Source organism: Streptomyces sp. NPDC019937, from assembly GCF_040631655.1.
Taxonomy (GTDB): Bacteria; Actinomycetota; Actinomycetes; order Streptomycetales; family Streptomycetaceae; genus Streptomyces.
Genome location: NZ_JBEYAL010000010.1, coordinates 34,252 through 57,869, shown reverse-complemented (window position 1 = coordinate 57,869; position 23,618 = coordinate 34,252). Strand labels below are relative to the sequence as shown.

20 protein-coding genes, 1 tRNA gene and 1 pseudogene are annotated in these 23,618 nt (G+C 71.9%); 12 read left to right on the top strand and 10 right to left on the bottom strand.

Annotated features, from left to right (window positions below):
• Positions 1-80 precede the first annotated feature (80 nt).
• A pseudogene (locus ABZ562_RS12315) lies at positions 81-376 on the bottom strand (isochorismatase family protein); the annotation flags it as partial.
• 151 nt (positions 377-527) lie between these two features.
• Between ABZ562_RS12315 and ABZ562_RS12310 the strand changes: the two are divergent.
• The 3 genes from ABZ562_RS12310 to ABZ562_RS12300 all read left to right on the top strand — a co-directional run bounded on the left by ABZ562_RS12310 (position 528) and on the right by ABZ562_RS12300 (position 2,280).
• Positions 528-1,148 (top strand): DUF4232 domain-containing protein, encoded by a 621-nt coding sequence (locus ABZ562_RS12310; protein ID WP_361477016.1) that lies wholly within the window; start codon positions 528-530, stop codon positions 1,146-1,148.
• A gap of 96 nt (positions 1,149-1,244) precedes the next feature.
• Positions 1,245-1,318, top strand: a tRNA-Met gene (locus ABZ562_RS12305).
• Between the two features lie 89 nt (positions 1,319-1,407).
• A complete protein-coding gene (locus ABZ562_RS12300; protein ID WP_361477013.1) occupies positions 1,408-2,280 on the top strand; it encodes an amidohydrolase family protein in 873 nt (290 codons plus the stop codon).
• A 30-nt stretch (positions 2,281-2,310) separates the two neighbouring features.
• Here ABZ562_RS12300 and ABZ562_RS12295 read toward each other — a convergent pair whose 3' ends face one another.
• Positions 2,311-3,192 carry an LLM class F420-dependent oxidoreductase gene (locus tag ABZ562_RS12295; protein ID WP_361477010.1) on the bottom strand — a complete coding sequence of 294 codons (882 nt, stop codon included), beginning with the start codon at positions 3,190-3,192 and terminating at the stop codon, positions 2,311-2,313.
• Between the two features lie 133 nt (positions 3,193-3,325).
• Between ABZ562_RS12295 and ABZ562_RS12290 the strand changes: the two genes are divergently transcribed.
• From ABZ562_RS12290 to ABZ562_RS12265, 6 genes are all read left to right on the top strand, one after another.
• Positions 3,326-4,063, top strand: coding sequence for a response regulator transcription factor (locus ABZ562_RS12290; protein WP_039938430.1), 738 nt, complete (start codon positions 3,326-3,328; stop codon positions 4,061-4,063).
• A gap of 5 nt (positions 4,064-4,068) precedes the next feature.
• The gene (locus ABZ562_RS12285) at positions 4,069-5,898 is read left to right on the top strand and encodes a HAMP domain-containing sensor histidine kinase (protein WP_361477006.1); all 1,830 of its coding nucleotides are present in this window, start codon (positions 4,069-4,071) and stop codon (positions 5,896-5,898) included.
• Between the two features lie 25 nt (positions 5,899-5,923).
• Positions 5,924-7,222 carry a bifunctional glycosyltransferase family 2/GtrA family protein gene (locus tag ABZ562_RS12280; protein ID WP_361477003.1) on the top strand — a complete coding sequence of 433 codons (1,299 nt, stop codon included), beginning with the start codon at positions 5,924-5,926 and terminating at the stop codon, positions 7,220-7,222.
• Positions 7,219-9,468, top strand: a complete 2,250-nt coding sequence (locus ABZ562_RS12275; protein ID WP_361477000.1) for a glycosyltransferase family 39 protein — start codon at positions 7,219-7,221, stop codon at positions 9,466-9,468. The genes ABZ562_RS12280 and ABZ562_RS12275 overlap by 4 nt, the downstream gene beginning before the upstream one ends.
• Before the next feature lie 188 nt (positions 9,469-9,656).
• Entirely contained in the window at positions 9,657-11,183 is a 1,527-nt protein-coding gene (locus tag ABZ562_RS12270; protein WP_361476997.1) for an MFS transporter, read from the top strand.
• A 77-nt stretch (positions 11,184-11,260) separates the two neighbouring features.
• Positions 11,261-12,049 carry a TetR/AcrR family transcriptional regulator gene (locus tag ABZ562_RS12265; RefSeq protein WP_361476994.1) on the top strand — a complete coding sequence of 263 codons (789 nt, stop codon included), beginning with the start codon at positions 11,261-11,263 and terminating at the stop codon, positions 12,047-12,049.
• Positions 12,050-12,072: 23 nt separating this feature from the next.
• On the opposite strand, the gene ABZ562_RS12260 is transcribed toward ABZ562_RS12265, so the two are convergent.
• From ABZ562_RS12260 to ABZ562_RS12250, 3 genes are all read right to left on the bottom strand, one after another.
• Entirely contained in the window at positions 12,073-12,927 is an 855-nt protein-coding gene (locus ABZ562_RS12260; protein ID WP_361476991.1) for a YceI family protein, read from the bottom strand.
• 194 nt (positions 12,928-13,121) lie between these two features.
• The gene (locus ABZ562_RS12255; RefSeq protein ID WP_361476988.1) at positions 13,122-15,740 is read right to left on the bottom strand and encodes an MFS transporter; all 2,619 of its coding nucleotides are present in this window, start codon (positions 15,738-15,740) and stop codon (positions 13,122-13,124) included.
• Positions 15,741-15,748: 8 nt separating this feature from the next.
• Positions 15,749-16,234 (bottom strand): MarR family transcriptional regulator, encoded by a 486-nt coding sequence (locus ABZ562_RS12250; RefSeq protein WP_361476985.1) that lies wholly within the window; start codon positions 16,232-16,234, stop codon positions 15,749-15,751.
• Between the two features lie 202 nt (positions 16,235-16,436).
• Here ABZ562_RS12250 and ABZ562_RS12245 point away from each other — a divergent pair, with 202 nt between their 5' ends.
• A complete protein-coding gene (locus tag ABZ562_RS12245; RefSeq protein ID WP_361476983.1) occupies positions 16,437-16,637 on the top strand; it encodes a hypothetical protein in 201 nt (66 codons plus the stop codon).
• A 30-nt stretch (positions 16,638-16,667) separates the two neighbouring features.
• On the opposite strand, the gene ABZ562_RS12240 is transcribed toward ABZ562_RS12245, so the two are convergent.
• The 4 genes from ABZ562_RS12240 to ABZ562_RS12225 all read right to left on the bottom strand — a co-directional run bounded on the left by ABZ562_RS12240 (position 16,668) and on the right by ABZ562_RS12225 (position 19,879).
• Positions 16,668-17,558 (bottom strand): hypothetical protein, encoded by an 891-nt coding sequence (locus ABZ562_RS12240; protein ID WP_361476980.1) that lies wholly within the window; start codon positions 17,556-17,558, stop codon positions 16,668-16,670.
• Positions 17,559-17,596: 38 nt separating this feature from the next.
• Positions 17,597-18,427 carry an RNA polymerase sigma factor SigF gene (locus ABZ562_RS12235; RefSeq protein WP_361476977.1) on the bottom strand — a complete coding sequence of 277 codons (831 nt, stop codon included), beginning with the start codon at positions 18,425-18,427 and terminating at the stop codon, positions 17,597-17,599.
• 183 nt (positions 18,428-18,610) lie between these two features.
• Positions 18,611-19,465 carry an RNA polymerase sigma factor SigF gene (locus ABZ562_RS12230; protein ID WP_361476974.1) on the bottom strand — a complete coding sequence of 285 codons (855 nt, stop codon included), beginning with the start codon at positions 19,463-19,465 and terminating at the stop codon, positions 18,611-18,613.
• Positions 19,466-19,678: 213 nt separating this feature from the next.
• A complete protein-coding gene (locus ABZ562_RS12225) occupies positions 19,679-19,879 on the bottom strand; it encodes a hypothetical protein (RefSeq protein ID WP_361477448.1) in 201 nt (66 codons plus the stop codon).
• A gap of 159 nt (positions 19,880-20,038) precedes the next feature.
• Between ABZ562_RS12225 and ABZ562_RS12220 the strand changes: the two genes are divergently transcribed.
• Positions 20,039-21,064 carry a 6-phosphofructokinase gene (locus ABZ562_RS12220; protein ID WP_361476971.1) on the top strand — a complete coding sequence of 342 codons (1,026 nt, stop codon included), beginning with the start codon at positions 20,039-20,041 and terminating at the stop codon, positions 21,062-21,064.
• 108 nt (positions 21,065-21,172) lie between these two features.
• On the opposite strand, the gene ABZ562_RS12215 is transcribed toward ABZ562_RS12220, so the two are convergent.
• Entirely contained in the window at positions 21,173-22,051 is an 879-nt protein-coding gene (locus ABZ562_RS12215; protein WP_361476968.1) for a universal stress protein, read from the bottom strand.
• 293 nt (positions 22,052-22,344) lie between these two features.
• Here ABZ562_RS12215 and ABZ562_RS12210 point away from each other — a divergent pair, with 293 nt between their 5' ends.
• Entirely contained in the window at positions 22,345-23,580 is a 1,236-nt protein-coding gene (locus ABZ562_RS12210; RefSeq protein ID WP_361476966.1) for a DUF6777 domain-containing protein, read from the top strand.
• Positions 23,581-23,618: the final 38 nt, after the last annotated feature.

Below are 23,618 nucleotides of genomic sequence, written 5' to 3'. Positions count from 1 at the left end.
CGCAGCCCGCGGAGGGGGCGTGAAGGTGACGTCGGCGGTCTGCGCGAGGCTCGTACGCCCCGCTCGGCGAGCAGGTCGCCCAGGGGTGTTTCGTGGAAGCCGTCGTCCTCCGTTTTGCGGATCACGACCTCCCGGTGGCCTTCGCGGACCGGCGGGTGCGGTTCCCAGCCCGGTGTCTTCGGTTCGTCGGGCGCGCCCGTGGGGCCGTCGTTCTGGAGGTGGACGATCAGCGAGCCACCGGCGCGTGCCCTGGCGATCGGGCCGGTGGTCCGGTCGAGGAGCCGGGCGCGCCGGGAACCGCGTCGGGGCCCGTGACGAAGGCCGACTGGACGTCCACCACGATCAGGGCCTGTACGGGGGGCACGGGGGCGGTCATGCGGTGATTGTTCCGGACTCCCTCGCGGCCGCGGCGGGACCGGGGCATTAGTGATGCGTTAGTGATGTGCCACTCGGGTGTTAACAGAGCACTAGCGCGGATCGGCAGGGTTGTTGATGCGAGAGACGCTCGTATCGGCAAGGGGGTTCCCATGGCGCACATCACGCTCACCAACCGGGGCAAGGTCGTCGTCGCCACGATGGCGGCGGTGGCGGCCATGGGGGTGACGGCCTGTCAGGGCAGCGGGCCCGAGCCCGAGGGGAAGGCGCCCGCGTCCGCCGCCTCACAGGACGGCGCCGCGGCGACGGGTTCGGCGACGGCCGGTGAGGAGATCGGGTCGAAGGCCGGGAGCGCCGGCGGCGGGCGGTGTGAGTCCTCGTCGATGAGCCTGCGCGTGGGGAACGCCGATATCGGGGCGGGCAACATCCGGTATGCGCTGGTGTTCACCAACAAGGGCAGGAGCGCCTGCACGCTGAACGGATTCCCCGGGGTGTCGCTGCTCGCCAAGGACGGGCAGACGATCGGGAAGGCCGCCGAGCGCGAGGGGGCCAAGGGGAAGCCCGTCACGGTGCCCGCCGGGGGAAGCGCGCACGCCGTGCTGCACACGATCAACGACGGCCTCTCGGACAAGCCGTGCTGGAAGGGCGCCTCCCTGGTGAAGGCCTACCCGCCCGGCTCGAAGGAGGCCATGACCGCGCGGGTCGCCTCGGGGCTGCGGGTGTGCGGGGACGAGTTCACCGTCACGGCTGTCGCCGCCGGGGCCGGTGCGTAGCCAGGGGCCCCGAGGCGCGGCGGGACCGCCGCCTGGAGCGCCGCGAGGAACGGATTTCCCTCAGCGGGGGGAATGACGTAGTGTTGCATTCACCGACGCGGGGTGGAGCAGCTCGGTAGCTCGCTGGGCTCATAACCCAGAGGTCGCAGGTTCAAATCCTGTCCCCGCTACTTGAGGCGAGGGCCCGGCACCAGATCTGGTGCCGGGCCCTCGTGCGTGCGCCGCGGTGCGCGATTCCGGCCGTCGTACCGTGATCCGTATGACTGATGCCGCACCCGTCCGTCGCTTCTGGCAGGGGCTCGGGCTGCCCGGGATCATCGACGTGCACACGCACTTCATGCCGAAGAACGTCCTGGACAAGGTCTGGGCGTATTTCGACGCCGCCGAGCCGCTGGTCGGCATCGAGTGGCCCATCACCTATCGGGAGGACGAGGACGAACGCCTCGCGCTCATACGGGGGTTCGGGGTGCGGGCCTTCACCTCGATGGTCTATCCGCACAAGCCCGGCATGGCGGCGTGGCTGAACGAGTGGGCGGCCGGGTTCGCCGCCCGTACGCCCGACTGTCTGCACACGGCGACCTTCTTCCCGGAGCCGGGCGTCGAGGAGTACGTGCGCGCGGCGCTGGACGGCGGGGCGCGGGTGTTCAAGTCGCATGTGCAGGTGGGGGCGTACGACCCGGGGGACGCGCTGCTCGACCCGGTGTGGGGGATGCTCGCCGAGGCCGGGACGCCCATCGTCATCCACTGCGGTTCGGGCCCGGCGCCCGGCAAGCACACCGGACCGGAACCGGTGGCCCGGCTGCTGGCCCGGCACCCCCGGCTGCGGCTGGTCGTCGCGCACATGGGACTGCCGGAGTACGCGGACTTCCTGGGGCTCGCGGAGCGGTACGAGGGGGTGCACCTGGATACGACGATGGCCTTCACCGACTTCTCCGAGGCCCACTGGCCCTTTCCGCCGGAGGAGCGGGGGCGGCTCGGTGCGCTGGGCGACCGGGTGCTGTTCGGGAGCGACTTCCCCAACATCCCGTACGGGTACGGGCACGCCCTCGAGGCGTTGACCCGGCTGGACCAGGACGACGACTGGCTGCGGGGGGTGTGTTACGGGAACGCGGCGCGGCTGTTCGGCCTGTGACGCGCGTGTGCGGCCCCCCGCAGCGGCGCGTCAGCCGTTGCCGAGGGGGAGGACCTCGGCCAGGGTGCGCCACTCCTCGTGGGGGAGGGTGGTGAACGGGGCGGTGTTCACCACCTGGACCGCCAGGTGGTCCGCGCCCGCCGCCAGGAACGTGTCGACGCGGCGCCGGATCGCTTCCGCGTCGCCCAGGGCGAAGACGCCCGACAGCAGGCGCTCGCTGCCGCCGTCCGCGAAGTCCTTCTCCTCGAAGCCCAGCCGCAGCAGGTTGTTGGTGTAGTTGGGCAGGGCCAGGTAGCGGGCCAGGTAGTCGCGGGCGATGGTGCGGGCGCGGTCGAGGTCCGGTTCGAGGACGACCTTGAGGTCCGGGGCGAGCAGCGCCTCGTCGCCCAGGATCTCCCGCGCCTGCGCCGTGAACTCCGGGGTGACCAGGTACGGATGGGCGCCGGCGGCGTGGTCGCGGGACAGCTCGAGCATCTTCGGGCCGAGGGCGGCCAGGATCCGGCGGGACGCGGGGACCGGGGCCGGGGCGGCGTCCAGGGCCGCCAGGTACTCCCGCATCGCGGAGTACGGGCGCGCGTACCGCTCACCGGCGAGCGCGCTGTGGCTGACCCCGAGGCCCAGCACGAAGCGCCCGTCGTGGGCCGCGTCGATGGCGGCGTACCGCTCGGCCACGAACGCCGGGTCGTGGTCCCAGATGCTGAGGATGCCGGTCGCGACGGTGATCCGGCCGGTGGCCTCCAGGAGGGCCCCGGCCTGGTCCGGGCTGGGGCTGCCGCCGAGCCAGAGGGTGCCGTATCCCAGCTCCTCCAGCTCGGCCGCCGCCTCGCCGACCTGCTGCGCCGATAGGGAGTCCGTGACCCGCAGGGCCGCGGTCCAGATGCCGATCTTGCCGAAGGCGGGTTGAGTAGCCATATTCCTGCGAACCGGAGGGGGATTCCGCCTATTCCCGGAGCCGTGCCAGGGCCATTCCGGGGCCAGAGGATTCTCAGGTTATTCACAGGTACCCGAAAGGAAGCTCTCAGGCCGTCGCCGGAAGCTGACGTTCATGATGGCGACCTCGCCCCATGGGCGTACCGAGCTGCTGCGACCGGACGGGAGCCCCGTCCGGGTGCTGGTCGTGGACGACGAGTCGGCCCTCGCCGACCTGCTGTCGATGGCGCTGCGCTACGAGGGCTGGGAGGTGCGGACGGCGGGCGACGGTGCCGAGGCCATCCGTACGACCCGTGAGCTGCGCCCCGACGCGGTCGTCCTCGACGTCATGCTGCCCGACATGGACGGGCTCACCGTCCTGGGCCGGCTGCGCCGTGAGCTGCCCGAGGTGCCGGTGCTGTTCCTGACCGCGCGGGACGCCGTCGAGGACCGGATCGCCGGGCTGACGGCGGGCGGCGACGACTACGTCACCAAGCCGTTCAGCCTGGAGGAGGTCGTCGCCCGGCTGCGCGGGCTGCTGCGCAGGTCGGGGGCGGCGGCCGCGCGCAGCGAATCGGTGCTGGCCGTCGGCGACCTGGTGCTGGACGAGGACAGCCACGAGGTGTCGCGGGCGGGGCAGGAGATCCACCTGACCGCGACCGAGTTCGAGCTGCTGCGCTATCTGATGCGCAACCCGCGCCGGGTGCTCAGCAAGGCGCAGATCCTGGACCGGGTGTGGAGTTACGACTTCGGCGGCCAGGCCAACGTCGTCGAGCTGTACATCTCCTACCTGCGGCGCAAGATCGACGCGGGCCGCAGCCCGATGATCCACACCCGGCGCGGCGCCGGGTATCTGATCAAGCCCGGGGAGTAGGCACCGTGGCGCACCCGAGCCCGCGCGGCAGGAAGAACACCCGGGCCGCCGCCCGGCGGCCCTGGTCGCTGCGCACCCGCCTGGTCGTCTCGGCGGTGTCGCTGATCGCCGTGGTCTGCGCCGTGATCGGCACGGTCACGACGATCGCCCTGAAGTCGTATCTGGAGGGCCAGGTCGACAACAACCTGCGCTCCTCCGCGGGCGGCGCGATGCGCAAGGCGAGCGAGCAGCCGCACTCGGTCGATCCGCGCGGCCCGGAGAGCATCTTCTTCCTCAACGGGCCCGGGCAGCCCATCGGAACGGCCGGGGCGCGCCTGGGGACGGACGGCAAGGTGGTCAAGTCCGGCAAGAGCAACGACGAGCCGATGCTGCCGGACTTCTCGAACGCCGCGCAGCGGGTGGACAAGCTGACCAGCGGCCAGGAGAAGGCGCTCGCCGCGGTCCCCCGCGACGACACCGTGCACACCGTCGATCTCCCCGGCCTCGGCAGCTATCGAGCCGTGGCCAAGTGGAACCCGAGGGACGGCGGGATCATCATGGCCTTTCCGCTCAACCAGACCCAGGACACCGTCAACACCCTCATCCTGGTCGAGGTCTGCGTCGCCGCCGCCGGGCTGGTCGCGGCCGGGCTCGCCGGGGCCACCATGGTCGGCATCTCGCTGCGCCCGCTGCGCCGGGTGGCCGCGACCGCGACCCGGGTCTCGGAGCTGCCGCTGCACCGCGGCGAGGTGGCGCTGCGGGAGCGGGTCCCGGCCTCCGAGGCCGATCCGCGGACCGAGGTCGGCCAGGTCGGGGCGGCGCTCAACCGCATGCTGGGGCACATCGAATCGGCCCTGGCGGCCCGACAGGAGAGCGAGACGCGGGTACGGCAGTTCGTCGCCGACGCCAGCCATGAGCTGCGGACCCCGCTCGCCTCGATCCGCGGCTACGCCGAGCTGACCCGGCGCGGCCGCGAGGAGATCGGGCCCGACACCCGGCATGCGCTGGGCCGGGTGGAGTCCGAGGCCGGACGGATGACCGGGCTGGTGGAGGATCTGCTGCTGCTGGCCCGGCTGGACGCAGGACGGCCCCTGGAGTACGCCGAGGTGGACCTGTCCCCGCTGGTGGTGGACGCGGTCAGCGACGCGCGGGCGCTCGGGTCCGACCACCAGTGGCGGCTGGAGCTGCCGGACGAACCCGCGCTCGTCCAGGGCGACTCGGCGCGGCTGCACCAGGTCCTGGTCAACCTGCTGGGCAACGCCCGTAACCACACCCCGGCCGGGACGACCGTCACCGCGCGCGTGCTGTGGGGCGGCCCGCACACCGCGCCGCGCCCGTCGCCGTACCTGGCGCCGTACGGCATGGTGCACGGCCCGTCGTACGGACCCCAGAACCATCCGGGCGACGCCCACGGCTTCGGCCCCGGCTCGCCCTACGCCTTCGGCCACGGCCCGGGCCACGGCGCGCCGCCCGGCGGCGGCGGGTCCGGTTCGCCCTACGCGGCGCCGTACGGATCCCCGTACGCCATGGCGCGGGCGGCCGCGCACCCCGGCACCTCCGGGCCGCCGCAGCCGCCCTCGTACGTCTCGCTGCAGATCGAGGACGACGGCCCGGGCATCCCGCCCGATCTGCTGCCGCACGTCTTCGAGCGCTTCGCGCGCGGTGACGCCTCGCGTTCGCGCACCGCGGGCAGCACCGGTCTGGGGCTGGCCATCGTGCACGCGGTGGTCGCCGCGCACGAGGGACAGGTGACGGTGGACAGCGTGCCGGGGCGTACCGTCTTCGGCGTCCATCTCCCTGTTCACCAGGGCGTTACGCACTCACAGCCAGGCCACAGGCTGACCACACAGCCGTGACAGCGCCGCTCGCGAATGTCGTTCCATGCGAACCGACACCCCTCTCGAGGCGCCGCCCGAGACACCCCTGCAGACCTTGCCCGCGCGCCGGCACATCGCGGTCGACCGCAGCCGCCCGGTGCTCGACGTCGTGATCCCCGTCTACAACGAAGAGGCGGACCTCGAGCGGTGTGTGCGCCGGCTGCACGACCACCTGACGCGCACCTTCCCCTACCGATTCCGGATCACCATCGCGGACAACGCCAGTACGGACCGCACGCCCCACGTGGCGGCCTACCTGGACGACACCGTCGAGGAGGTGACGGCGGTCCGGCTGGAGCAGAAGGGCCGCGGGCGGGCGCTGCGCACCGTCTGGTCGCTGTCCGAGGCGCCGGTGCTGGCCTATATGGACGTCGATCTGTCCACCGACCTCAACGCGCTGCTGCCGCTGGTGGCCCCGCTGATCTCGGGCCACTCGGACCTGGCGATCGGATCGCGGCTGGCGCGCAGCTCGCGCGTCGTGCGCGGCACCAAGCGGGAGTTCATCTCGCGCGCCTACAACCTGATCCTGCGGGGCAGCCTGGCGGCCCGGTTCTCGGACGCCCAGTGCGGGTTCAAGGCGATCCGCAAGGACGTCGCGGAGCGGCTGCTGCCGATGGTCGAGGACACCGGGTGGTTCTTCGACACCGAGATGCTGGTGCTCGCCGAGCGGGCGGGGCTGCGCATCCACGAGGTGCCGGTGGACTGGGTCGACGACCCGAACAGCACCGTGCACATCGTGAAGACCGCCACCGACGACCTGAAGGGCGTCTGGCGGGTGGGGCGCGCGCTGGCCACCGGCGCGCTCCCGCTGGACCGGCTGCGCCGCCCGTTCGGTGACGATCCGCGCGACCGCGAACTGAGCGGGGTGCCGGGCGGACTGGCCCGCCAGCTCGTGGGGTTCTGCGTGGTGGGCGGGCTGTCCACGCTCGTCTATCTGGCGCTGTACACGCTCTTCCGGCTCGGTACGGGCCCGCAGGTGGCCAACGCGCTGGCGCTGCTGCTGTCCGCGCTCGGCAACACCGCGGCCAACCGGAGGCTCACCTTCGGCGTCCGCGGACGGGACCGGGCCATCCGCCACCAGGCCCAGGGCCTGGTCGTCTTCGGCATCGGCCTCGTGCTGACCAGCGGCTCCCTGGCCGCCCTGGACACCGCCCCCGGCTCCCCCTCGCACGGCACCGAACTGGCCGTGCTCATCGCGGCCAACCTCGCCGCGACCGTTCTGCGCTTCCTGCTCTTCCGGGCCTGGGTCTTCCCGTCGGACAGCGGAGCCACCACCGACCACGACCCGAGGACCAACCGATGACGACGTACGACCACGGCACCCGGGAAGCCGGTGCGCCGCCGCCCCTTCCCGCCGCCGCTCCCCCCATCGCGCCCGACGCTTCCGGCGGCTCGCGCCTGGCGCGGGCGTGGCGGGGCCGTCCGGAGGACCCGCGCTGGGCGCGGCCCGCGCTGTGGGCCCTGCTCGCCGTAACCACCGTGCTCTACCTGTGGAGCCTGGGCGCCTCCGGTTACGCGAACCAGTTCTACTCGGCCGCCGTGCAGGCGGGCAGCGAGAGCTGGAAGGCGTTCTTCTTCGGCTCCTCGGACGCCGCGAACTCCATCACCGTCGACAAGCCCCCGGCCGCGCTGTGGCCGATGGCCCTCTCGGTGCGCGCCTTCGGCCTCTCCTCCTGGGCGATCCTGATCCCCGAGGCGCTGATGGGCGTCGCGACGGTCGGGGTGCTGTACGCGGCCGTACGCCGCCGGTTCAGCGCGGCCGCCGGGCTCATCGCGGGCGGCGCGCTCGCGGTGACCCCGGTCGCGGCGCTGATGTTCCGCTTCAACAACCCCGACGCGCTGCTGTGCCTGCTGATGGTCGCGGCCGTCTACTGCGTGCTGCGGGCGCTGGAGGACGCCCGGACGAAGTGGCTGGTGCTGGCCGGAATCTGCTTCGGCCTCGGCTTCCTCACCAAGACGCTCCAGGCGTGGCTGATCCTGCCCCCGCTCGCGGTGGTGTACGCGGTGTGCGCCCCGGCCCGGCTGGGCCGGCGGATCGGGCAACTGCTGCTCGCGGGGCTCGCGATGGTGATCTCCGGCGGCTGGTGGGTCGCGATCGTCGAGCTGTGGCCCGCGTCGTCCCGGCCGTACATCGGCGGCTCGCAGAACAACAGCTTCCTGGAGCTGACCTTCGGCTACAACGGCCTGGGCCGGATCAACGGCAACGAGACCGGCAGCGTCGGCGGCGGTGGCGCGCGCGGCGGTGGTGGCGGTGGCGGCGGGATGTGGGGCGAGACCGGTATCGGCCGGCTCTTCGGCTCCGACATGGGCGGTCAGATCGCCTGGCTGCTGCCCGCCGCGTTCATCCTGCTGGTGGCGGGGGTGTGGCTGACCTGGCGGGCCCGGCGGACGGACGCCCGGCGTGCCGCGTTCCTGGTCTGGGGCGGGGCGCTGCTGATGACGTTCGCGACGTTCAGCTTCATGTCCGGGATCTTCCACCAGTACTACAACATCGCCCTCGCGCCGTACATCGCGGCGATCGTGGGCATGGGCGCGACGATGCTGTGGGAGCGGCGGCAGGCCGGGGGCCGCGTCGGCATCGCGGCCGCGGTGGTGCTGGCGGTCACGGTCGCGGTCACGGCCTGGTGGTCATACGTGCTGCTGGGCCGGTCCGCGGACTGGCACCCGTGGCTGCGCCGGGCGGTGCTGATCGCCGGTCTCGCGGCCGCGATCGGGCTGCTGTTCGCGGCGCGGCTGGGGCGGACGCTCGCGCTGGGCGTGGCCGCGCTCGGTCTCGCGGCGGCGCTGGCCGGGCCGGTGGCGTACACGCTGAACACGGTGGAGACGCCGAAGAGCGGCTCGATCATCACGGCCGGACCCACGGTGTCGGGCGGCATGGGCGGCGGTCCCGGCGGCGGCCGCCCCGGCGGCGGGCGCATGGGCGGCCCGCCGGGGATGCCGGGCGGCCAGCAGGGCCAAGGCCAAGGCCAGGGCCAGGGGCAGCAGGGCATGCCGGGCGGCAATCCCGGTGGCGGCTTCCCGGGCGGCGGCCGGCCGCAGCTGAAAGGCAACGGCAACGGCAACGCCCAAGGGCAGGGTCGGCAGGGGCAGGGCCGGAACGGTCAGCGGGGCATGTTCCCCGGCGCCATGGGCGAAGGCGGCCGGCGCGGTATGGGCGGCGGCATGGGCGGGCTGCTCAACGGCGCGCAGGTCAACGCCAAGGTGAAGGCGAAGCTGGAGAAGAACGCCGACGACTACACCTGGGTCGCGGCGGCCATCGGCTCGCAGAACGCCGCGAGCTATCAGCTCGCCACCCAGGACCCGGTGATGGCCATCGGCGGCTTCAACGGCAGCGACCCGTCGCCGACCCTCGCCGGGTTCAAGGAGTACGTGAAGCAGGGCAAGATCCACTACTTCCTCTCCTCGGGCACCGGCATGGGCGGCGGTCCGGGCCGTGGCGGCAACGGCACCTCCTCCAAGATCACCACCTGGATCGAGGCGACCTACAAGAAGGTCACCGTAGGCGGCACCACGCTCTACGACCTGACGCAGAAGAAGTCCTCCAGCTGACGTTCGAACATCCCGTCCGTACGGGCCGGTGGCCGGGTTCCCCCCCCCGCGGCCACCGGCCCGTACCCATGCGGGCGCACAGGGCGCGGCGCGGCGCGCGGAAATTCGCTGTACGCCGTACAGCGACACTCGTACGGTGTATGGCGAACGCCCGGCCCCGCATCTACAAACGTCTCCCTGGAGTCCCCATGACGGCCCCGACCGCCGATACCGGACCCGCCGCCCCGCCCGGCGCCGCCTCCGGTGGCCATCCCCAGCGCTGGCTGATCCTCGCCGTGATCTGCCTCGCCCAGCTCACCGTGTTGCTGGACAACACGATCCTCAACGTGGCGGTCCCCTCCCTCGCCCGGGAGATGGACGCGACCACCGCCGACATCCAGTGGATGATCAACGCCTATTCGCTGGTCCAGTCCGGACTGCTGCTCAGCGCGGGCAGCGCCGCCGACCGCTATGGGCGAAAGAAGATGCTGGTCGCGGGGCTCGCCCTGTTCGGCGTCGGCTCGCTGATCGCCTCGCTGGCGCAGGGGGCGGGTCAGCTCATCGCCGCCCGCGCCGGAATGGGGGTCGGCGGCGCGCTGCTCATGACCACGACGCTCGCCGTCGTGGTGCAGATCTTCGACGACACCGAGCGGACCAAGGCGATCGGTGTATGGGGGGCGGTCAGCTCGCTCGGCTTCGCCGCGGGGCCGCTCATCGGCGGCGGTCTGCTGGAGCACTTCTGGTGGGGGTCGATCTTCCTGATCAACATCCCCGTCGCGCTGCTCGGCCTCGCCGCGGTGGTCCGGCTCGTCCCCGAGTCCAAGAACCCGGCCGGCGACCGGCCCGATCTGCTGGGCGCGCTGCTCTCCACGGTCGGCATGACCGGGATCGTCTACGCGATCATCGCCGGGCCCGAGCACGGCTGGACCTCGAACCGGGTGCTGCTGTCCGCCTTCGTCGGCATCGCCGTGCTGACCGGTTTCGCGCTGTGGGAGCGTCATATCCCCTATCCGATGCTGGACATGCACTTCTTCCGCAACCGCTCCTTCGTGGGCGCCGTCGCGGGCGGCATCCTCGTCGCCTTCGGCATGGGCGGCTCGCTGTTCCTGCTCACCCAGCATCTGCAGTTCGTGCTCGGCTACGACGCGCTGGACGCGGGGCTGCGCACCGCGCCGCTCGCGCTGGTGATCGTGGCGCTCAACCTCACCGGTGTCGGGGCCCGGCTGCTGCCGAAGCTCGGGACGCCGCTGACGATCGTCACCGGCATGGGGATGCTCTCGCTGGGTCTCGCGCTGATCGCGGTCCTCGGCGCGGACGGCTACGGCGGGATGCTGCTGGGGCTGGTGGTGATGGGGGCCGGAATCGCGTTCGCCATGCCCGCGATGGCGAACGCCATCATGTCGGCCATCCCGCCGGAGAAGGCCGGGGTGGGCGCGGGCGTCAACGGCACCCTGACCGAATGTGGCAACGGGCTCGGCGTCGCGGTCCTGGGCGCGGTGCTGAACTCCCGCTTCGGCACGCTGCTGCCCGCGGCCGCCGCCGGAGCGGGCTCGCTCCCGGCCGCCCTCGCCACGGCCCGCACCCCCGAGGACCGGACGGCCGTCCTGGACGCATTCGCCTCCGGGGTGGAGACCAGCCAGCTGGTCGGCGCGGCGGCCGTGCTCGCCGGTGGCGTGCTGGCCGCGCTGCTGCTGCGCCGGGCCGAACGATCTTCACCGGCGGCTCCGGCGGCATAGCATCGGACACGTATGACCCGTCGCGCATCGTGTCCGCCTGATGCGCGGCAGCAGCGCAGCGCAGAAGGAGAGCCGCCATGGCAACCGGCAGCCGTGCCACCCACCCACGGTCCAGCGTCTGGCTCTCCGAGCGCAAGGCCCCCAAACGCAAGGGCGATCAGCAGCCGGTCGGTCTCGACCACGTGAAGATCATCGCGGCGACCGTCCGGCTGCTGGACGCCGAAGGGCTCGCGGGCTTCTCCATGCGCCGGCTGGCGGCGGATCTGGGCGTCACCGCCATGTCGGTCTACTGGTACGTGGAGACCAAGGACCAGCTGCTCGAACTCGCCCTCGACGCCTGCATGGGAGAGATCGTCCTCCCCGCGGAGGCCGCCCGGCCCGCCGGGGAGCCGGAACAGCCCGCCACCGACGAGGGCCGGGACTGGCGCGAGCAGCTGCGCCAACTCACCTTCGAATACCGCCAGGTGCTGGTGCGCCACCCCTGGCTGTCCCCGCTGCTGGGGGAGTACTTCAACATCGGGCCGAACGCGATGGCCTTCTCCAGCGCCGCGCAGCGGGTGATGCGCCACAGCGGACTGCCGGACGAGAAGATCACCAGCGCGCTCTCCCTCGTCTACCAGTTCGTCTACGGCTTCAGCACCATCGAGGGCCGCTACTCCGCTCTCTGCCGGACGCTGGGGGTCACCCAGGACGAGCTGTTCCGGGAGGTGATGAGCTCGGTCGAGGACCGCCCGGAGTTCGAGGAATCGCGCAGGACCATGGAAGCGAGCCGCGGATACACCGTCGAGGAGATGCGCGAGCGGGAGTTCACCCTCGCGCTGGACCTCGCGATCGCCGGTATCGAGTCCCTGCGGGACGCCCCGTAGCGCACGAGCGGGCACCGCGGCGGTCATGCCGCCGCCGGGAGCTCCTCGCCCTGGACGGCCTGTATGTCCAGCTCCACCCGCAGGGTCGTACCGATCGCCGCGATGCCCGCCGCGACCACCTGGTTGTAGTTCATCGCGAAGTCCTCACGGCGCAGCTCCGCGGTCGCCCGGAACGCCGCCCGCACTCCGCCCCAGGGGTCGGGACCGGTGCCGAGATAGGTCAGGTCCAGGTCCACGTCCCGCACCACACCGTGCATGGACAGCTCCCCGTGCACCGTCCACCGGTCCGGGCCGGCCGCGCTCAGATGCGTGCTCGTGTAGGTGAGGACCGGGAACTGCTCCACGTTGAGGAAGTCGGGCGACTTCAGATGGCCGTCCCGCATTCCGTTGCCGGTGTCGATGCTGGCCGCCTGGATCACCGCCTCGACCCTCGACTTCTCGATGTCCTCGGCGATCTCGATCTGCCCGCCGAAGTCCGTGAACCGCCCGTGCACGCTGGAGATCCCCAGATGCTGCGCGACGGCCCCCACCGTCGAATGCGCGGGATCCAGCGTCCACGCGCCGGGCGGCGGCAGCTCCACCCCGCCCTGCCGGGCCAGCACCAGCGTGCCCACATCGGCGCGCCCGGCCGCCGTGACGATCGCCGTGGACGCCACCGGTGCGTACCCCACCGCCGTGGCGATGATCGTGTACGGGCCGGGGGGCAGCGGCTCCTCGCTGCGCACCGAACCGTCCTCGGTGGCCTGGGCGCGCAGCACCTGCCCGCCCGTCATATCGGTGACGGTCAGCACCGCGTGCTGCACCGCCCATCCGTCGCGGGTGAGGATCCGGGCCCGCAGCCCCGCTCCCCCGCCTGCTCCTGCCCCAGTGGTCGTCATGCCGCGTGTCGTCTCCTGCTCCCGTGGTGCTGTGTTTCTTCCGCGCCCGAACCCGGGCAGCGGTGTGAGGCCGTCCCCTGCCTGATGTACACCGCTGCCCGGATCCGGGTTCCGGGTCCGGCGGAATCGCACGCCGCCCGGTCCGGGGCGGGGGGCGCGTCTCCGCTCTGCGCACGCCCCACGCCCCGGAGTTCTCAGTCGCCGGGGTGGGCGAGTTCGACGTCGTGTCCGTCGATCCCGTGCCCGGCGACCGTCAGGTTGCCCGCGACCGGCGGGTAGCCGCTCGCGATGACCGTGTAGTCGCCCGCGTCCAGGTCGGTGAAGGCGTACGCGCCGTCCTCACCGGTGGTGGCGGTGGCGACCACGTTCCCGGCCGCGTCGACCAGCGTGACCCGCGCGTCGGGCAGCGGGCGCCGGTCGGCCCCGGCCCGTACGGTGCCCTGCACCCGGGCGCCGGCCTGGAGCGCGATCTCCAGCCGGGTCAGGCCCTGGGAGCCGACCTCGACGGGCAGCGCGGAGGGCCGGTAGCCGGGCGCGTTCACCGCGACCGTGAAGGTTCCGGCGACCAGTTCCTCGAAGCTGAACTCGCCCTGCTCACCGGTCTTGCCGGTGGCCAGCACCTCACCGCGGACATCGGTGACCACGACCATGGCCGCGTCCACCGGCTGCCCGTCGTCGGCGCCGCGCACGGTGCCCACGAGCCCGCTGGTGGCCGACAGCACGATGTCGAAGCCGAGCGGTTCGTCGCCGACGACGACCGTGGAGGCCTGCGGCTGGTGGCCGTCGGCGGCCGCGATCAGCACGTACGAGCCGGAGCCGGGGGCATCCAGGGCGTACGAGCCGTCGGTGTGCGCCACCGAACGGCCGAGCTGCCGCCCGGCGAGCGAGATCAGCGTCACCGCGGCGCGCGGCACGGCGCCGCCCTCCGCGTTCCGCACGAAGCCGTGCACGCCCTGCCGGGGCTGGTGCCCGGATCCGCCGTCACCGGCCGAGGCGTACGCCGCCAGGCGCTGCGGGGCGACCGCGGCGGCCGGGGCACGCCCGGAGTCCGACGTGGACAGGTCGGCGGCCGGGGCGCCCACCAGGGCGGGCTCCCGCTCCTCGGTCCGGCCGTGGCCGGTCTCCGCGGTGGCCGTGGCGGTCGTGGGGGCCGCGTCGCCCGCCGGGACGTCCTCGGCGGTCTGCGGCGAGCCCGTGTTGGTGCGCAGCGCGACCTCCTTGATGAAGAGGGTCAGCAGGAAGGCGAGCAGCGCGGCCGGGGCGGCGAACAGGAAGACGTCCCCGATGCCGTGCCCGTAGGCGCTCTCCATGATCGTGCGCATGGGCTGCGGCAGCGCCTGCACGTCGGGGATGCCCCCGCCGCCGGTGCCGCCGTGACCCAACGCCCGGCCCTTGGGGCCGAGCTCGGCGAGGCCGTCCTTGACGTAGTCGGTCACCCGGGTGGCGAGCACCGCGCCGAGCGCCGAGACACCGATCGCACCGCCCAGGGAGCGGAAGAAGGTGACGACGGAGCTGGCCGCGCCGAGGTCCTGCGGGGCAACCTGGTTCTGCGTGGCCAGGACCAGGTTCTGCATCATCATCCCGATGCCGAGGCCCATGAGCGCCATGTAGATCGCCATGTGCCAGTACGGGGTGTCGTACCGGATGGTGCCCAGCAGACCGAGGCCCGCCGTCACCAGCGCACCGCCGGTGACCAGCCACGCCTTCCACCGACCGGTCTTGGTGATGATCTGACCGGAGATGGTCGAGGAGACGAACAGGCCGCCGATCATCGGGATGGTCATGATGCCGGACATCGTCGGCGTCTTGCCGCGCGCCAGCTGGAAGTACTGGCTGAAGAAGACGGTGCCGGCGAACATCGCGATACCGACGAAGAGGGAGGCCAGCGAGGCGAGGGTGATCGTCTTGTTGCGGAAGAGACGCAGCGGAATGATCGGTTCGCTCGCCTTGGACTCGATCAGGACGAAGAGCAGGCCGAGGACGATCGCACCGCCGACCATCGCGTAGGTCTGCCAGGAGATCCAGTCGTACTTGTCACCGGCGAAGGTCACCCAGATCAGCAGCAGCGAGACCGCGGCGCTGATGAAGAACGCGCCGCCCCAGTCGACCTTGACGTCCCGCTTCACGACCGGGAGCTTCAGGGTCTTCTGCAGCACGACCAGCGCGATGACCGCGAACGGCACGCCGACGTAGAAGCACCAGCGCCAGCCCAGCCAGTCGGTGTCGGTGATCACGCCGCCCAGCAGCGGACCGCCGACCGTCGCGACGGCGAAGGTCGCGCCGAGGTAGCCGCTGTAGCGGCCGCGCTCGCGCGGGGAGATCATCGCGGCCATGACGATCTGGGCGAGGGCGGACAGTCCGCCGACGCCGACGCCCTGGACCACGCGGCAGGCGATCAGCATGCCGGGGTTCTGCGACAGACCGGCGACCACCGAGCCCGCGACGTAGATCAGCAGGGCTATCTGGACCAGCAGCTTCTTGCTGAAGAGGTCGGCCAGCTTGCCCCACAGCGGGGTGGTGGCCGTCATGGCCAGCAGGGTTGCGGTGACCACCCAGGTGTAGGACGACTGGCTGCCGTTGAGGTCAGCGATGATCTTGGGTAGTGCGGCGGAGACGATGGTCGACGACAGGATCGCGACGAACATGCCCAGCAGCAGCCCGGAGAGGGCCTCCATGATCTGCCGGTGGGTCATCGGCGCCGCGGCGTCGGCACCCTGGCCCTGATGGCCGTGGTGTCCTCCTCCGCCGTGCTTGGCGTGGGCGGGGTGCCCCGCGGGTCCCCGCACACCGCCGTCCGGTGTGGTCGTTGCCATGAATGTCCTTAACTTTGCGAGGGTGTACGGGTGGTGCTTTCGACCTGGTGCGGCAGGAGCCGGTGCCGGGTGTCACCGAAGCTCGACCGCAGCCGGGCGAGAAGTTCGTTGAGGTGGCCGACGTCCTCGTCCGACCAGTCGCTCAGACAGTGTGCGAGCGCCTGCGTGTAGCGCTCCGACACCTGGCTGAGCAGAGTCAATCCGTTCGCATTGATGCTCAGCAGCCGCGAGCGCCGGTCAAGCGGATCGGGCTTGCGGTCCACCCAGCCCCGATCGGCGACATGGGCCACGTGGCGACTGGTGACCGACATGTCGATGCCGAGCAGCTCGGCGAGTTTGCTCATGCGCATCTCGCCGTAGCGGTCGAGGAGCATGAGGACGACGGCCGAGCCGGCCGGGCAGTCGGCCGGGAGGACGCGACCCAGACCGCGCTTGACGGTGCCGATGGCGCTGAGCTGACGGGCCAGCTCTTCGTACTGGCTCTGCGCTGCCATCGCACCTCCTTGAGACTTTAGGTTGCTTTAGGCAACCATAGAGGAAGTTAGTTGCTACAGGCAAATGACTGGGTGGCTTGAGGTAGTAAATTCCCCTTAAAGGCTTGTCCTCTTATCGGTCAAATGGGGCCACTGAGGTGGGAGGTGCCTGAAGTGACCCAGGGGTGGGCGGGAATCCGCGCGTTCGCTAGGGTCTGGGCCCATGGCGAACAACCCGCAGAGCCCCAGCGGCAACCACGACCCGGCCGGCTCCACCCAGATGTTCCGTGCGTTCGTCGACGACGGCGGACGGCAGCCGCAGACGGCCGCCACGTCGAGCGGCGGCTCGCGGGTCGGCGTGATCGTCGGTGTGGTCGCCGCGGTCGTCATCGTCGCAGCGGTGGCCTGGCTGGCGCTGGCCTGATCCGCCGGTCCCTCGGGACCTGTCGGACCTTCAGGACACCTCGGCTGCCCCGGACTTCCGGGGCTTCGGAGGCTTCCAGGGCTTCCAGTCGACCGAGACGTCCCGGGTCTCGATGTGCATCCCCAGGGGTACCCGCCAGGCGTCCACGCACACTTTCCAGGTCCGTACTCGCTTCTGACCCGCGCCGATCGGCGCGGGCAGCTTCCGCTTCGACTCCAGCGTCGCCCAGTCGAGGCCGAGCGCGTCGACGACATGCGTCGAGAGCGTCACCTCGCCCGATACGACGGGCAGCCCACCGGTGTTGCGGAACTCGACGGTCACCTTCTCGCACCAGCGCTCGTCGGTCGCCGTGCGCTCGGGGTCGCCGACCTTCAGGGCGGCCGGTCCGGAGGGCGTGGAGGGCGCGGGAGACGTGCCGCCGGGTGGGGCGGGAGGCGCGGGCTCGTCGTCCGTACGTCCGCCGGTGGAGCCCGTGCCGCCCGGGCCCGTACCGCCGCCCGGACTCGCATCCCCGCCCTGTTCGCCGCCCCGTCTGCCGACGGAGCCGGTGCTCGGGGGCCGCGAGGGCGCCGACGCCGCCGGGCCGGGCGTACCCGTACTGGACGCGGTGGTGGGGGACGCGCCGCTCGTCCCTTCCGCGCCGGCCGGGCCCGGTGCCGTGCCCGGTGCGCTCTTCCCGTCCGTCCGGCGGCGCTCGCCGGAGCCGTCGCCCCGGTCCAGCGGCACCAGGTCGACGCCGCCCTCCGGGGGGACGGCCTTCGTCGGGGCCCGCCCGTCACCGGGTCCGGCCGCCCCGGTGGCGACATGGCCCTGGCCGCTACCGGCACAGCCGCCGAGCAGCGCGCCCAGGCACAGCGCGGCCGCCGAGGTGGCGAGTGCCGTGCCCCGGCGGCCCGTTGTCCGACTCCCTGCGGGTCGCATCGGGCCAGTGTGGCTGACGGCCCGTCAGGAGTACAGGGTCAGTCCGCGATGAGCCCTTCGCGCAGCTGGGCCAGCGTCCGGGTGAGCAGCCGGGAGACGTGCATCTGGGAGATGCCGACCTCCTCGCCGATCTGGGACTGCGTCATGTTGGCGAAGAAGCGGAGCATGATGATCTGGCGCTCGCGCGGAGGCAGTTTGGCGAGGAGCGGCTTGAGCGACTCGCGGTACTCCACGCCCTCCAGGGCGCTGTCCTCGTAGCCGAGCCGGTCGGCCAGGGAGCCCTCGCCGCCCTCGTCCTCCGGGGAGGGGGAGTCCAGCGAGGACGCGGTGTAGGCGTTGCCCACCGCGAGCCCGTCGACCACGTCCTCCTCGGAGACGCCGAGCGCCGTGGCCAGCTCGGTGACGGTCGGGGAGCGGTCGAGGCTCTGGGCCAGCTCGTCGCTGGCCTTCGTCAGGGCCAGCCGCAGCTCCTGCAGCCGCCGCGGCACGCGCACCGACCAGCTGGTGTCGCGGAAGAAGCGCTTGATCTCGCCCACGACGGTCGGCATCGCGAAGGTCGGGAACTCCACGCCCCGTTCGCAGTCGAAACGGTCGATCGCCTTGATCAGACCGATCGTGCCGACCTGGACGATGTCCTCCATCGGCTCGTTGCGGCTGCGGAACCGGGCCGCCGCGTAGCGCACCAGCGGAAGGTTCAGCTCGATGAGGGTGTCACGTACATAGCCGGCTTCCTCGCTGTCCCGGTCGAGCGCGGAAAGCCGCAGGAACAGGGAGCGGGAGAGGGTGCGGGTGTCGATGGCGTCGCAGTCGTCAAGCACGTGCGGTGCGTCGTTGGTGAGCACCTTCGAGCTGCCCAGTTCTACGGACATGCCACCCCCTTGAGGTCGCGGACGGATCCCAGTTGCGCTCTGAAGCGTTCAACGCAGCCTTCCCCTGAATACCGGAGGTCGGGCCGCCGCAAACGCGACTCCAGCAGAATGTCACATGTCGGCAACACGCTGTAGCGCCATGTCGACATTACAGCGCCGAAGGTTCGGGGTGGGGGTCCCCCGTCACGATGACGGTTCGATCCGATTTGCGGATCTCAGCCGGGCGAAGCTGCGGGACAGCAGCCGGGACACATGCATCTGCGAGACACCCAACTCGGCGCTGATCTGAGATTGAGTCAGATTGCTGTAGTAACGGAGCAAAAGGATACGCTGCTCGCGCTCGGGCAGCTGTACGAGGAGGTGGCGCACCAGGTCGCGGTGTTCGACTCCGGCGAGCGCCGGGTCCTCGTAGCCGAGCCGGTCGACCAGCCCCGGCAGTCCGTCGCCCTCCTGGGCGGCCTCCAGCGAGGTGGCGTGGTACGAGCGCCCGGCCTCGATGCAGGCCAGCACCTCGTCCTCGCCCAGCCCCAGCCGTTCGGCGATCTCGGCGGTGGTGGGCGAGCGGCCGTGCAGTACCGTCAGGTCCTCGGTCGCGCCGTTGACCTGCACCCACAGCTCGTGCAGCCGGCGCGGTACGTGCACGGTGCGGACGTTGTCGCGGAAGTAGCGCTTGATCTCGCCGACCACGGTGGGCATCGCGAAGGTCGGGAACTGGACGCCGCGCTCCGGGTCGAACCGGTCGATCGCGTTGATCAGGCCGATCGTGCCGACCTGGATCACGTCCTCCATGGGCTCGTTGCGGCTGCGGAAGCGGGCGGCGGCGTAGCGGACCAGCGGCAAATTGGCCTCGATCAGCGCATCGCGCACCCGGGTGTGCTCGGGGGTGCCGGGGGTGAGGCCGGACAGCTCGGCGAAGAGCACCTGGGTGAGGGCTCTGGCGTCAGCCCCGCGGCTTCTGCCGCTCTCGCTGCCGCCGTCGCCTCTGCCGCCATCGCCTCGGGGCGGGGTTCTGGGCGCGGTACGGGCCGACACGGTCACGCCACCCCTTCACGATGTACTCACCCGGCAAAGCGGTCATAGCATCACAAGACATGTGCACTGTGTGCAAGCACCGCTTTACTACGTGTTGGTGGCGAAATTGCCCCATAGTGGGGCGGTTGCTTCCGTCGGTACGCGGCAGCCGGCACCCGGAAGGCGGAGCCCCTGATCACCCGGCTGCTGATACCCGGCCGCTCATCCCGGGCGACGGGCTCAGTTGACCAGTTCGCTCATGAACTCGCCGACGCTCTTGGCGGCGTCCGATATGCCCTCGAACCCCACCTGGACGAGGTCGGCTGCCCGCGCCGGGGTCTTGATGATCGTGTACAGCACGAAAACGATCAGCATGTAGAGAGCGATTTTCTTCGCCTGGGCCATCTCGTACTGCCTCTCGCGCTGTTTCCCCTGGTGCAAACCGCGGCGGAGTCTATCCACAACGCGGAAGCATCAGTCTTATCAGTCCGATCATCCGGCAGGTGATCCACAGGTGCGGGCTTCGTGGAGTGGGCGCCCGGGCGACGATGGGTGGACTCTGGAGAGGGGCGGGATCGAAGGTCCTGGAGGGAGGCGGAGATGCGTGTCGGGGTGCTGACCGGTGGTGGCGACTGCCCTGGGCTGAACGCGGCGATCCGCGGCATCGTCCGCAAGGGCGTCGAGGTGCACGGCCTCGACTTCGTCGGAGTGCGGGACGGCTGGCGCGGCGCCCTCGACGGCGGGATCGTGCCGCTGGACGTGCCGGCCGTGCGCGGCATCCTGCCCCGCGGCGGGACGATCCTCGGCTCCTCCCGCACCAACCCGCTGGCCAGCGAGGACGGGGTGCGCCGGGTCCGGGGGACGCTCGCCGACCATGACGTGGACGCCCTGATCGCCATCGGCGGCGAGGACACCCTCGGGGTCGCCGCGGCCCTCTCGGACGAGGGGATCGACGTCGTCGGCGTGCCCAAGACCATCGACAACGACGTCGCGGGCACCGACAGCACCTTCGGCTTCGACACCGCGGTCAACATCGCCACCGAGGCCATCGACCGGCTGCACACCACCGCCGAGTCCCACACCCGCACCCTGGTCGTCGAGGTGATGGGCCGCCACGCGGGCTGGATCGCCCTGTACTCGGGCATCGCGGGCGGGGCCAACGTCATCCTCATACCCGAGCAGCCCTTCGACGTCGACCAGGTCTGCGGCTGGGTGGAGGACCGCTTCAAGATCAGGTATGCGCCGATCGTGGTGGTGGCGGAGGGGGCCGTGCCGAAGGAGGGGCAGATGGTGGTCAAGGACTCGGCGCTGGACGCGTTCGGCCATGTGCGGCTGTCCGGCGTCGGGGAGTGGCTGGCCCGGGAGATAGCCGACCGCACGGGCAAGGAGGCCCGCACCACCGTGCTCGGGCACATACAGCGCGGCGGCACGCCCAGCGCCTTCGACCGCTGGCTGGCCACCCGCTTCGGGCTGCGCGCGGTCGACGCGGTGATGGACCGGGAGTTCGGCGTCATGGTCGCGCTGCGCGGAACGGACGTGGTGCGCGTACCGCTCGCCGAGGCCGCGGCCGGGATCAGGACCGTCGACCCCGCGCTCTACGCGGAGTTCGGCGTGTTCTTCGGATGAGGCGCGTGCTTCGCGGAGTCGGATTTCGGATTTCGGATGAGGGGGGTGACGGCATGGGCTGACCGGGGGGGGGGGGGGGAGGGCGGATGTCCGCGCGTCTGCCCGCGGTCAGGCGGGGTGCGGTACGACGGCCACCGGGCAGTGCGCGTGGTGCAGCACCGCGTGCGCGACCGGGCCCAGGCGGCGCTCGGCCACCCGTGGGCTCGTGCGGCGCCCGACGACCAGCAGCCGGGCCCGCTCCGACGCCCGCACCAGCGCCTGCGCCGGACCCAGCAGCACCACATCCGGCACCACCGGGACCTGCGGGCACTTCTCCCGCCATGCCCGCAGGGCGTCGGAGACCACCTGGCTCTCCTGGTCCTCCCACAGGCCGCGGTCCTCCTCCAGCACGGTCAGCATCCAGGCGGAGGGCGAGGCCGGGGGCAGCGCCCACGCGTGGACGACCCGCAGCAGGGCGTCCCGCTCCCGGGCGGCGCGGAAGGCGAAGCCGATCGTCTCGTCCGCCGGATCGTGCGCGTTGACACCGGCCACCACCTCGTCGGCGTCCTGGTCCATGGCGGACGGTCGCGTTGCCGTGTCGGGCACCGTCACGACGGGGCAGTCCGCGGTGGCCGCCACGCACAGTGCCACCGATCCGACGGCGAGCCCGTCGAAGCCGCCCCAGCCGCGCGCCCCGACGACCAGCAGCGCGGCGTCCGCCGCGGCCGCGAGCAGGGCCTGCTCGGGTTCGGTGTCGGTGTGCACCCCCTCGACGTCGAGGCCGGGGTGGCGGCCCCTGAACTCGTCGGCCGTGCGGCGCAGCATCTGCTCGCCCACGTTCTGCCACGCGGTCCATCCGGGCACCGGGGAGACCCTGCGTGGCAGCGGCGGACACGCGTGCGTCAGCCGCAGCCCGACCCCTCGGCGGTGGGCCTCCCGCGCGCCCCACTCCGCCGCCACCAGGCTGCGCTCCGAGCCGTCGACGCCAGCGACGACAGGGCCGGTCATCGCCTTCTCCCTCCAGAAGCGTGGATGGGGTTTTGCGTTTAGTCTAAAGAGGAGGGATATATCCGCGATGTTCCATGATGTTCGGGGAATCCCTCCACAGAACCGCGAGGGGCAGCGGCCGCCCCCGGTCCGGGCCACCGGACCGGGGGCGGTTCTGCGTCATGCCGGGGCCCGGTTCCGCGGATGGGGGAGAGGGGCCGGTCCCCCGAAGGTGGGGGCGGATGTCGGGGTTTCGGGGGACGCGGCGATCCGCGGGCCGAGCGCAGCATGGGGGCGAGGGAAGGGAAACGGACATGCGCTCGATCTCATGGCATCTCACCTCGCGCCGATCAGGACTTGCCGCCGGATCCGTCGCCGTCGTGTCCGCCGTGGCGGTCCTGGGGACGGTCACCCCCTCCGGGTGGGCCGCGACGGCGGAATACCGCCGCGAACCGGTCGGGAAGACCTCGGTACCGGCGTTCACCTCCGCCGTCGGCCATGACCGCCGGCATGTGGTCTCGCCCTCCAACGGAGGCCGGGCCTTCCAGGGCGACACCCCCGGTCTCTACGCCGGGACCCCCGGCCGGCGGGCCTGCGACCGGCAGGAGCTGATCCACGACCTCAAGGCGGCCCCGAAGAAGGCCGCCGCCTGGAGCAAGGCCCAGCACATCCGGCCGGAGCGCATACGGGCGTATGTGCACCGGCTCTCCGGCGTCGTCCTGCGGTCGGACACCTACGCCAGGACGTACGGCTACCAGGGCCGGGTGAAACCCGCGGCCACCGTTCTCCAGGCGGGCACCGCCGTGTTCGTCGACAGGACGGGCATGCCGGTCGTGAAGTGCGCCTCCGGCAACCCCATCCGTGCGGCGGCCCCGAAGAAGGGCGCCGAGCTGACGTTCACCGGGCCCCAGTGGTCCGGCTTCTCCCGGAACGCGGTCACCGTCATCCGCCCGGCCCCGGACGCGGTCAAGCGGATCACCGTGGTGACGTCCGGCAAGTCGGAGCTGTTCCGGCGGGTGATCGGTGTCGCCAAGGGCAAGAAGGCGCGGGACGTGGTGCTGTCCCCGTCCCACTACCCGAAGTACCTGGCGATGCCGGGTGAGCAGAACGCCCCGAACCTGGCGGAGGCGCCGAAGAGGATCAAGCGCCACTCGCCGCTGGGCCTGGAGACGATCCCCCCGTCCGATACTCCGTCATTGGAGCCGTCCGAGCCGCCGGATCAGTCCCAGCAGCCCACGGACCCGGGCCAGCAGCCCACGGATCCGGGCCAGCAGCCGTCCGATCCGGGCCAGCAGCCCACGGATCCCGGTCAGCAGCCGTCCGATCCGGGCCAGCAGCCGCCGCCCAACCAGCAGCCGTCCGATCCGGGGCAACAGAACCAGCAGCCCCAGCAGCAGCCCCCGCCGCAGCAGCCGACGGACCCGAACCAGCAGAACCAGCAGCAGCAACCCCCGCCGCCGCCTCCTCCGCAGCAACCGCCCCCGCCGCCTCCTCCGCAGCAGCCTCCGCCCCAGCAGCCTCCTCCGCAGCAGCCTCCGCCCCAGCAGTAACCCCGGGGTCGTACGCGCGGAAGCCGTCCCTGGTCCGG

What these genes read in the sequence shown, in the direction of transcription:
- ABZ562_RS12310 (WP_361477016.1), top strand. Translation starts at nt 528, where the DNA reads ATGGCGCACATCACGCTCACCAACCGGGGCAAGGTCGTCGTCGCCACG.
- ABZ562_RS12300 (WP_361477013.1), top strand. Translation starts at nt 1,408, where the DNA reads ATGACTGATGCCGCACCCGTCCGTCGCTTCTGGCAGGGGCTCGGGCTG.
- ABZ562_RS12295 (WP_361477010.1), bottom strand. Translation starts at nt 3,192, where the DNA reads ATGGCTACTCAACCCGCCTTCGGCAAGATCGGCATCTGGACCGCGGCC.
- ABZ562_RS12290 (WP_039938430.1), top strand. Translation starts at nt 3,326, where the DNA reads ATGATGGCGACCTCGCCCCATGGGCGTACCGAGCTGCTGCGACCGGAC.
- ABZ562_RS12280 (WP_361477003.1), top strand. Translation starts at nt 5,924, where the DNA reads ATGCGAACCGACACCCCTCTCGAGGCGCCGCCCGAGACACCCCTGCAG.
- ABZ562_RS12275 (WP_361477000.1), top strand. Translation starts at nt 7,219, where the DNA reads ATGACGACGTACGACCACGGCACCCGGGAAGCCGGTGCGCCGCCGCCC.
- ABZ562_RS12270 (WP_361476997.1), top strand. Translation starts at nt 9,657, where the DNA reads ATGACGGCCCCGACCGCCGATACCGGACCCGCCGCCCCGCCCGGCGCC.
- ABZ562_RS12265 (WP_361476994.1), top strand. Translation starts at nt 11,261, where the DNA reads ATGGCAACCGGCAGCCGTGCCACCCACCCACGGTCCAGCGTCTGGCTC.
- ABZ562_RS12260 (WP_361476991.1), bottom strand. Translation starts at nt 12,927, where the DNA reads ATGACGACCACTGGGGCAGGAGCAGGCGGGGGAGCGGGGCTGCGGGCC.
- ABZ562_RS12255 (WP_361476988.1), bottom strand. Translation starts at nt 15,740, where the DNA reads ATGGCAACGACCACACCGGACGGCGGTGTGCGGGGACCCGCGGGGCAC.
- ABZ562_RS12250 (WP_361476985.1), bottom strand. Translation starts at nt 16,234, where the DNA reads ATGGCAGCGCAGAGCCAGTACGAAGAGCTGGCCCGTCAGCTCAGCGCC.
- ABZ562_RS12245 (WP_361476983.1), top strand. Translation starts at nt 16,437, where the DNA reads ATGGCGAACAACCCGCAGAGCCCCAGCGGCAACCACGACCCGGCCGGC.
- ABZ562_RS12240 (WP_361476980.1), bottom strand. Translation starts at nt 17,558, where the DNA reads ATGCGACCCGCAGGGAGTCGGACAACGGGCCGCCGGGGCACGGCACTC.
- ABZ562_RS12235 (WP_361476977.1), bottom strand. Translation starts at nt 18,427, where the DNA reads ATGTCCGTAGAACTGGGCAGCTCGAAGGTGCTCACCAACGACGCACCG.
- ABZ562_RS12220 (WP_361476971.1), top strand. Translation starts at nt 20,039, where the DNA reads ATGCGTGTCGGGGTGCTGACCGGTGGTGGCGACTGCCCTGGGCTGAAC.
- ABZ562_RS12215 (WP_361476968.1), bottom strand. Translation starts at nt 22,051, where the DNA reads ATGACCGGCCCTGTCGTCGCTGGCGTCGACGGCTCGGAGCGCAGCCTG.
- ABZ562_RS12210 (WP_361476966.1), top strand. Translation starts at nt 22,345, where the DNA reads ATGCGCTCGATCTCATGGCATCTCACCTCGCGCCGATCAGGACTTGCC.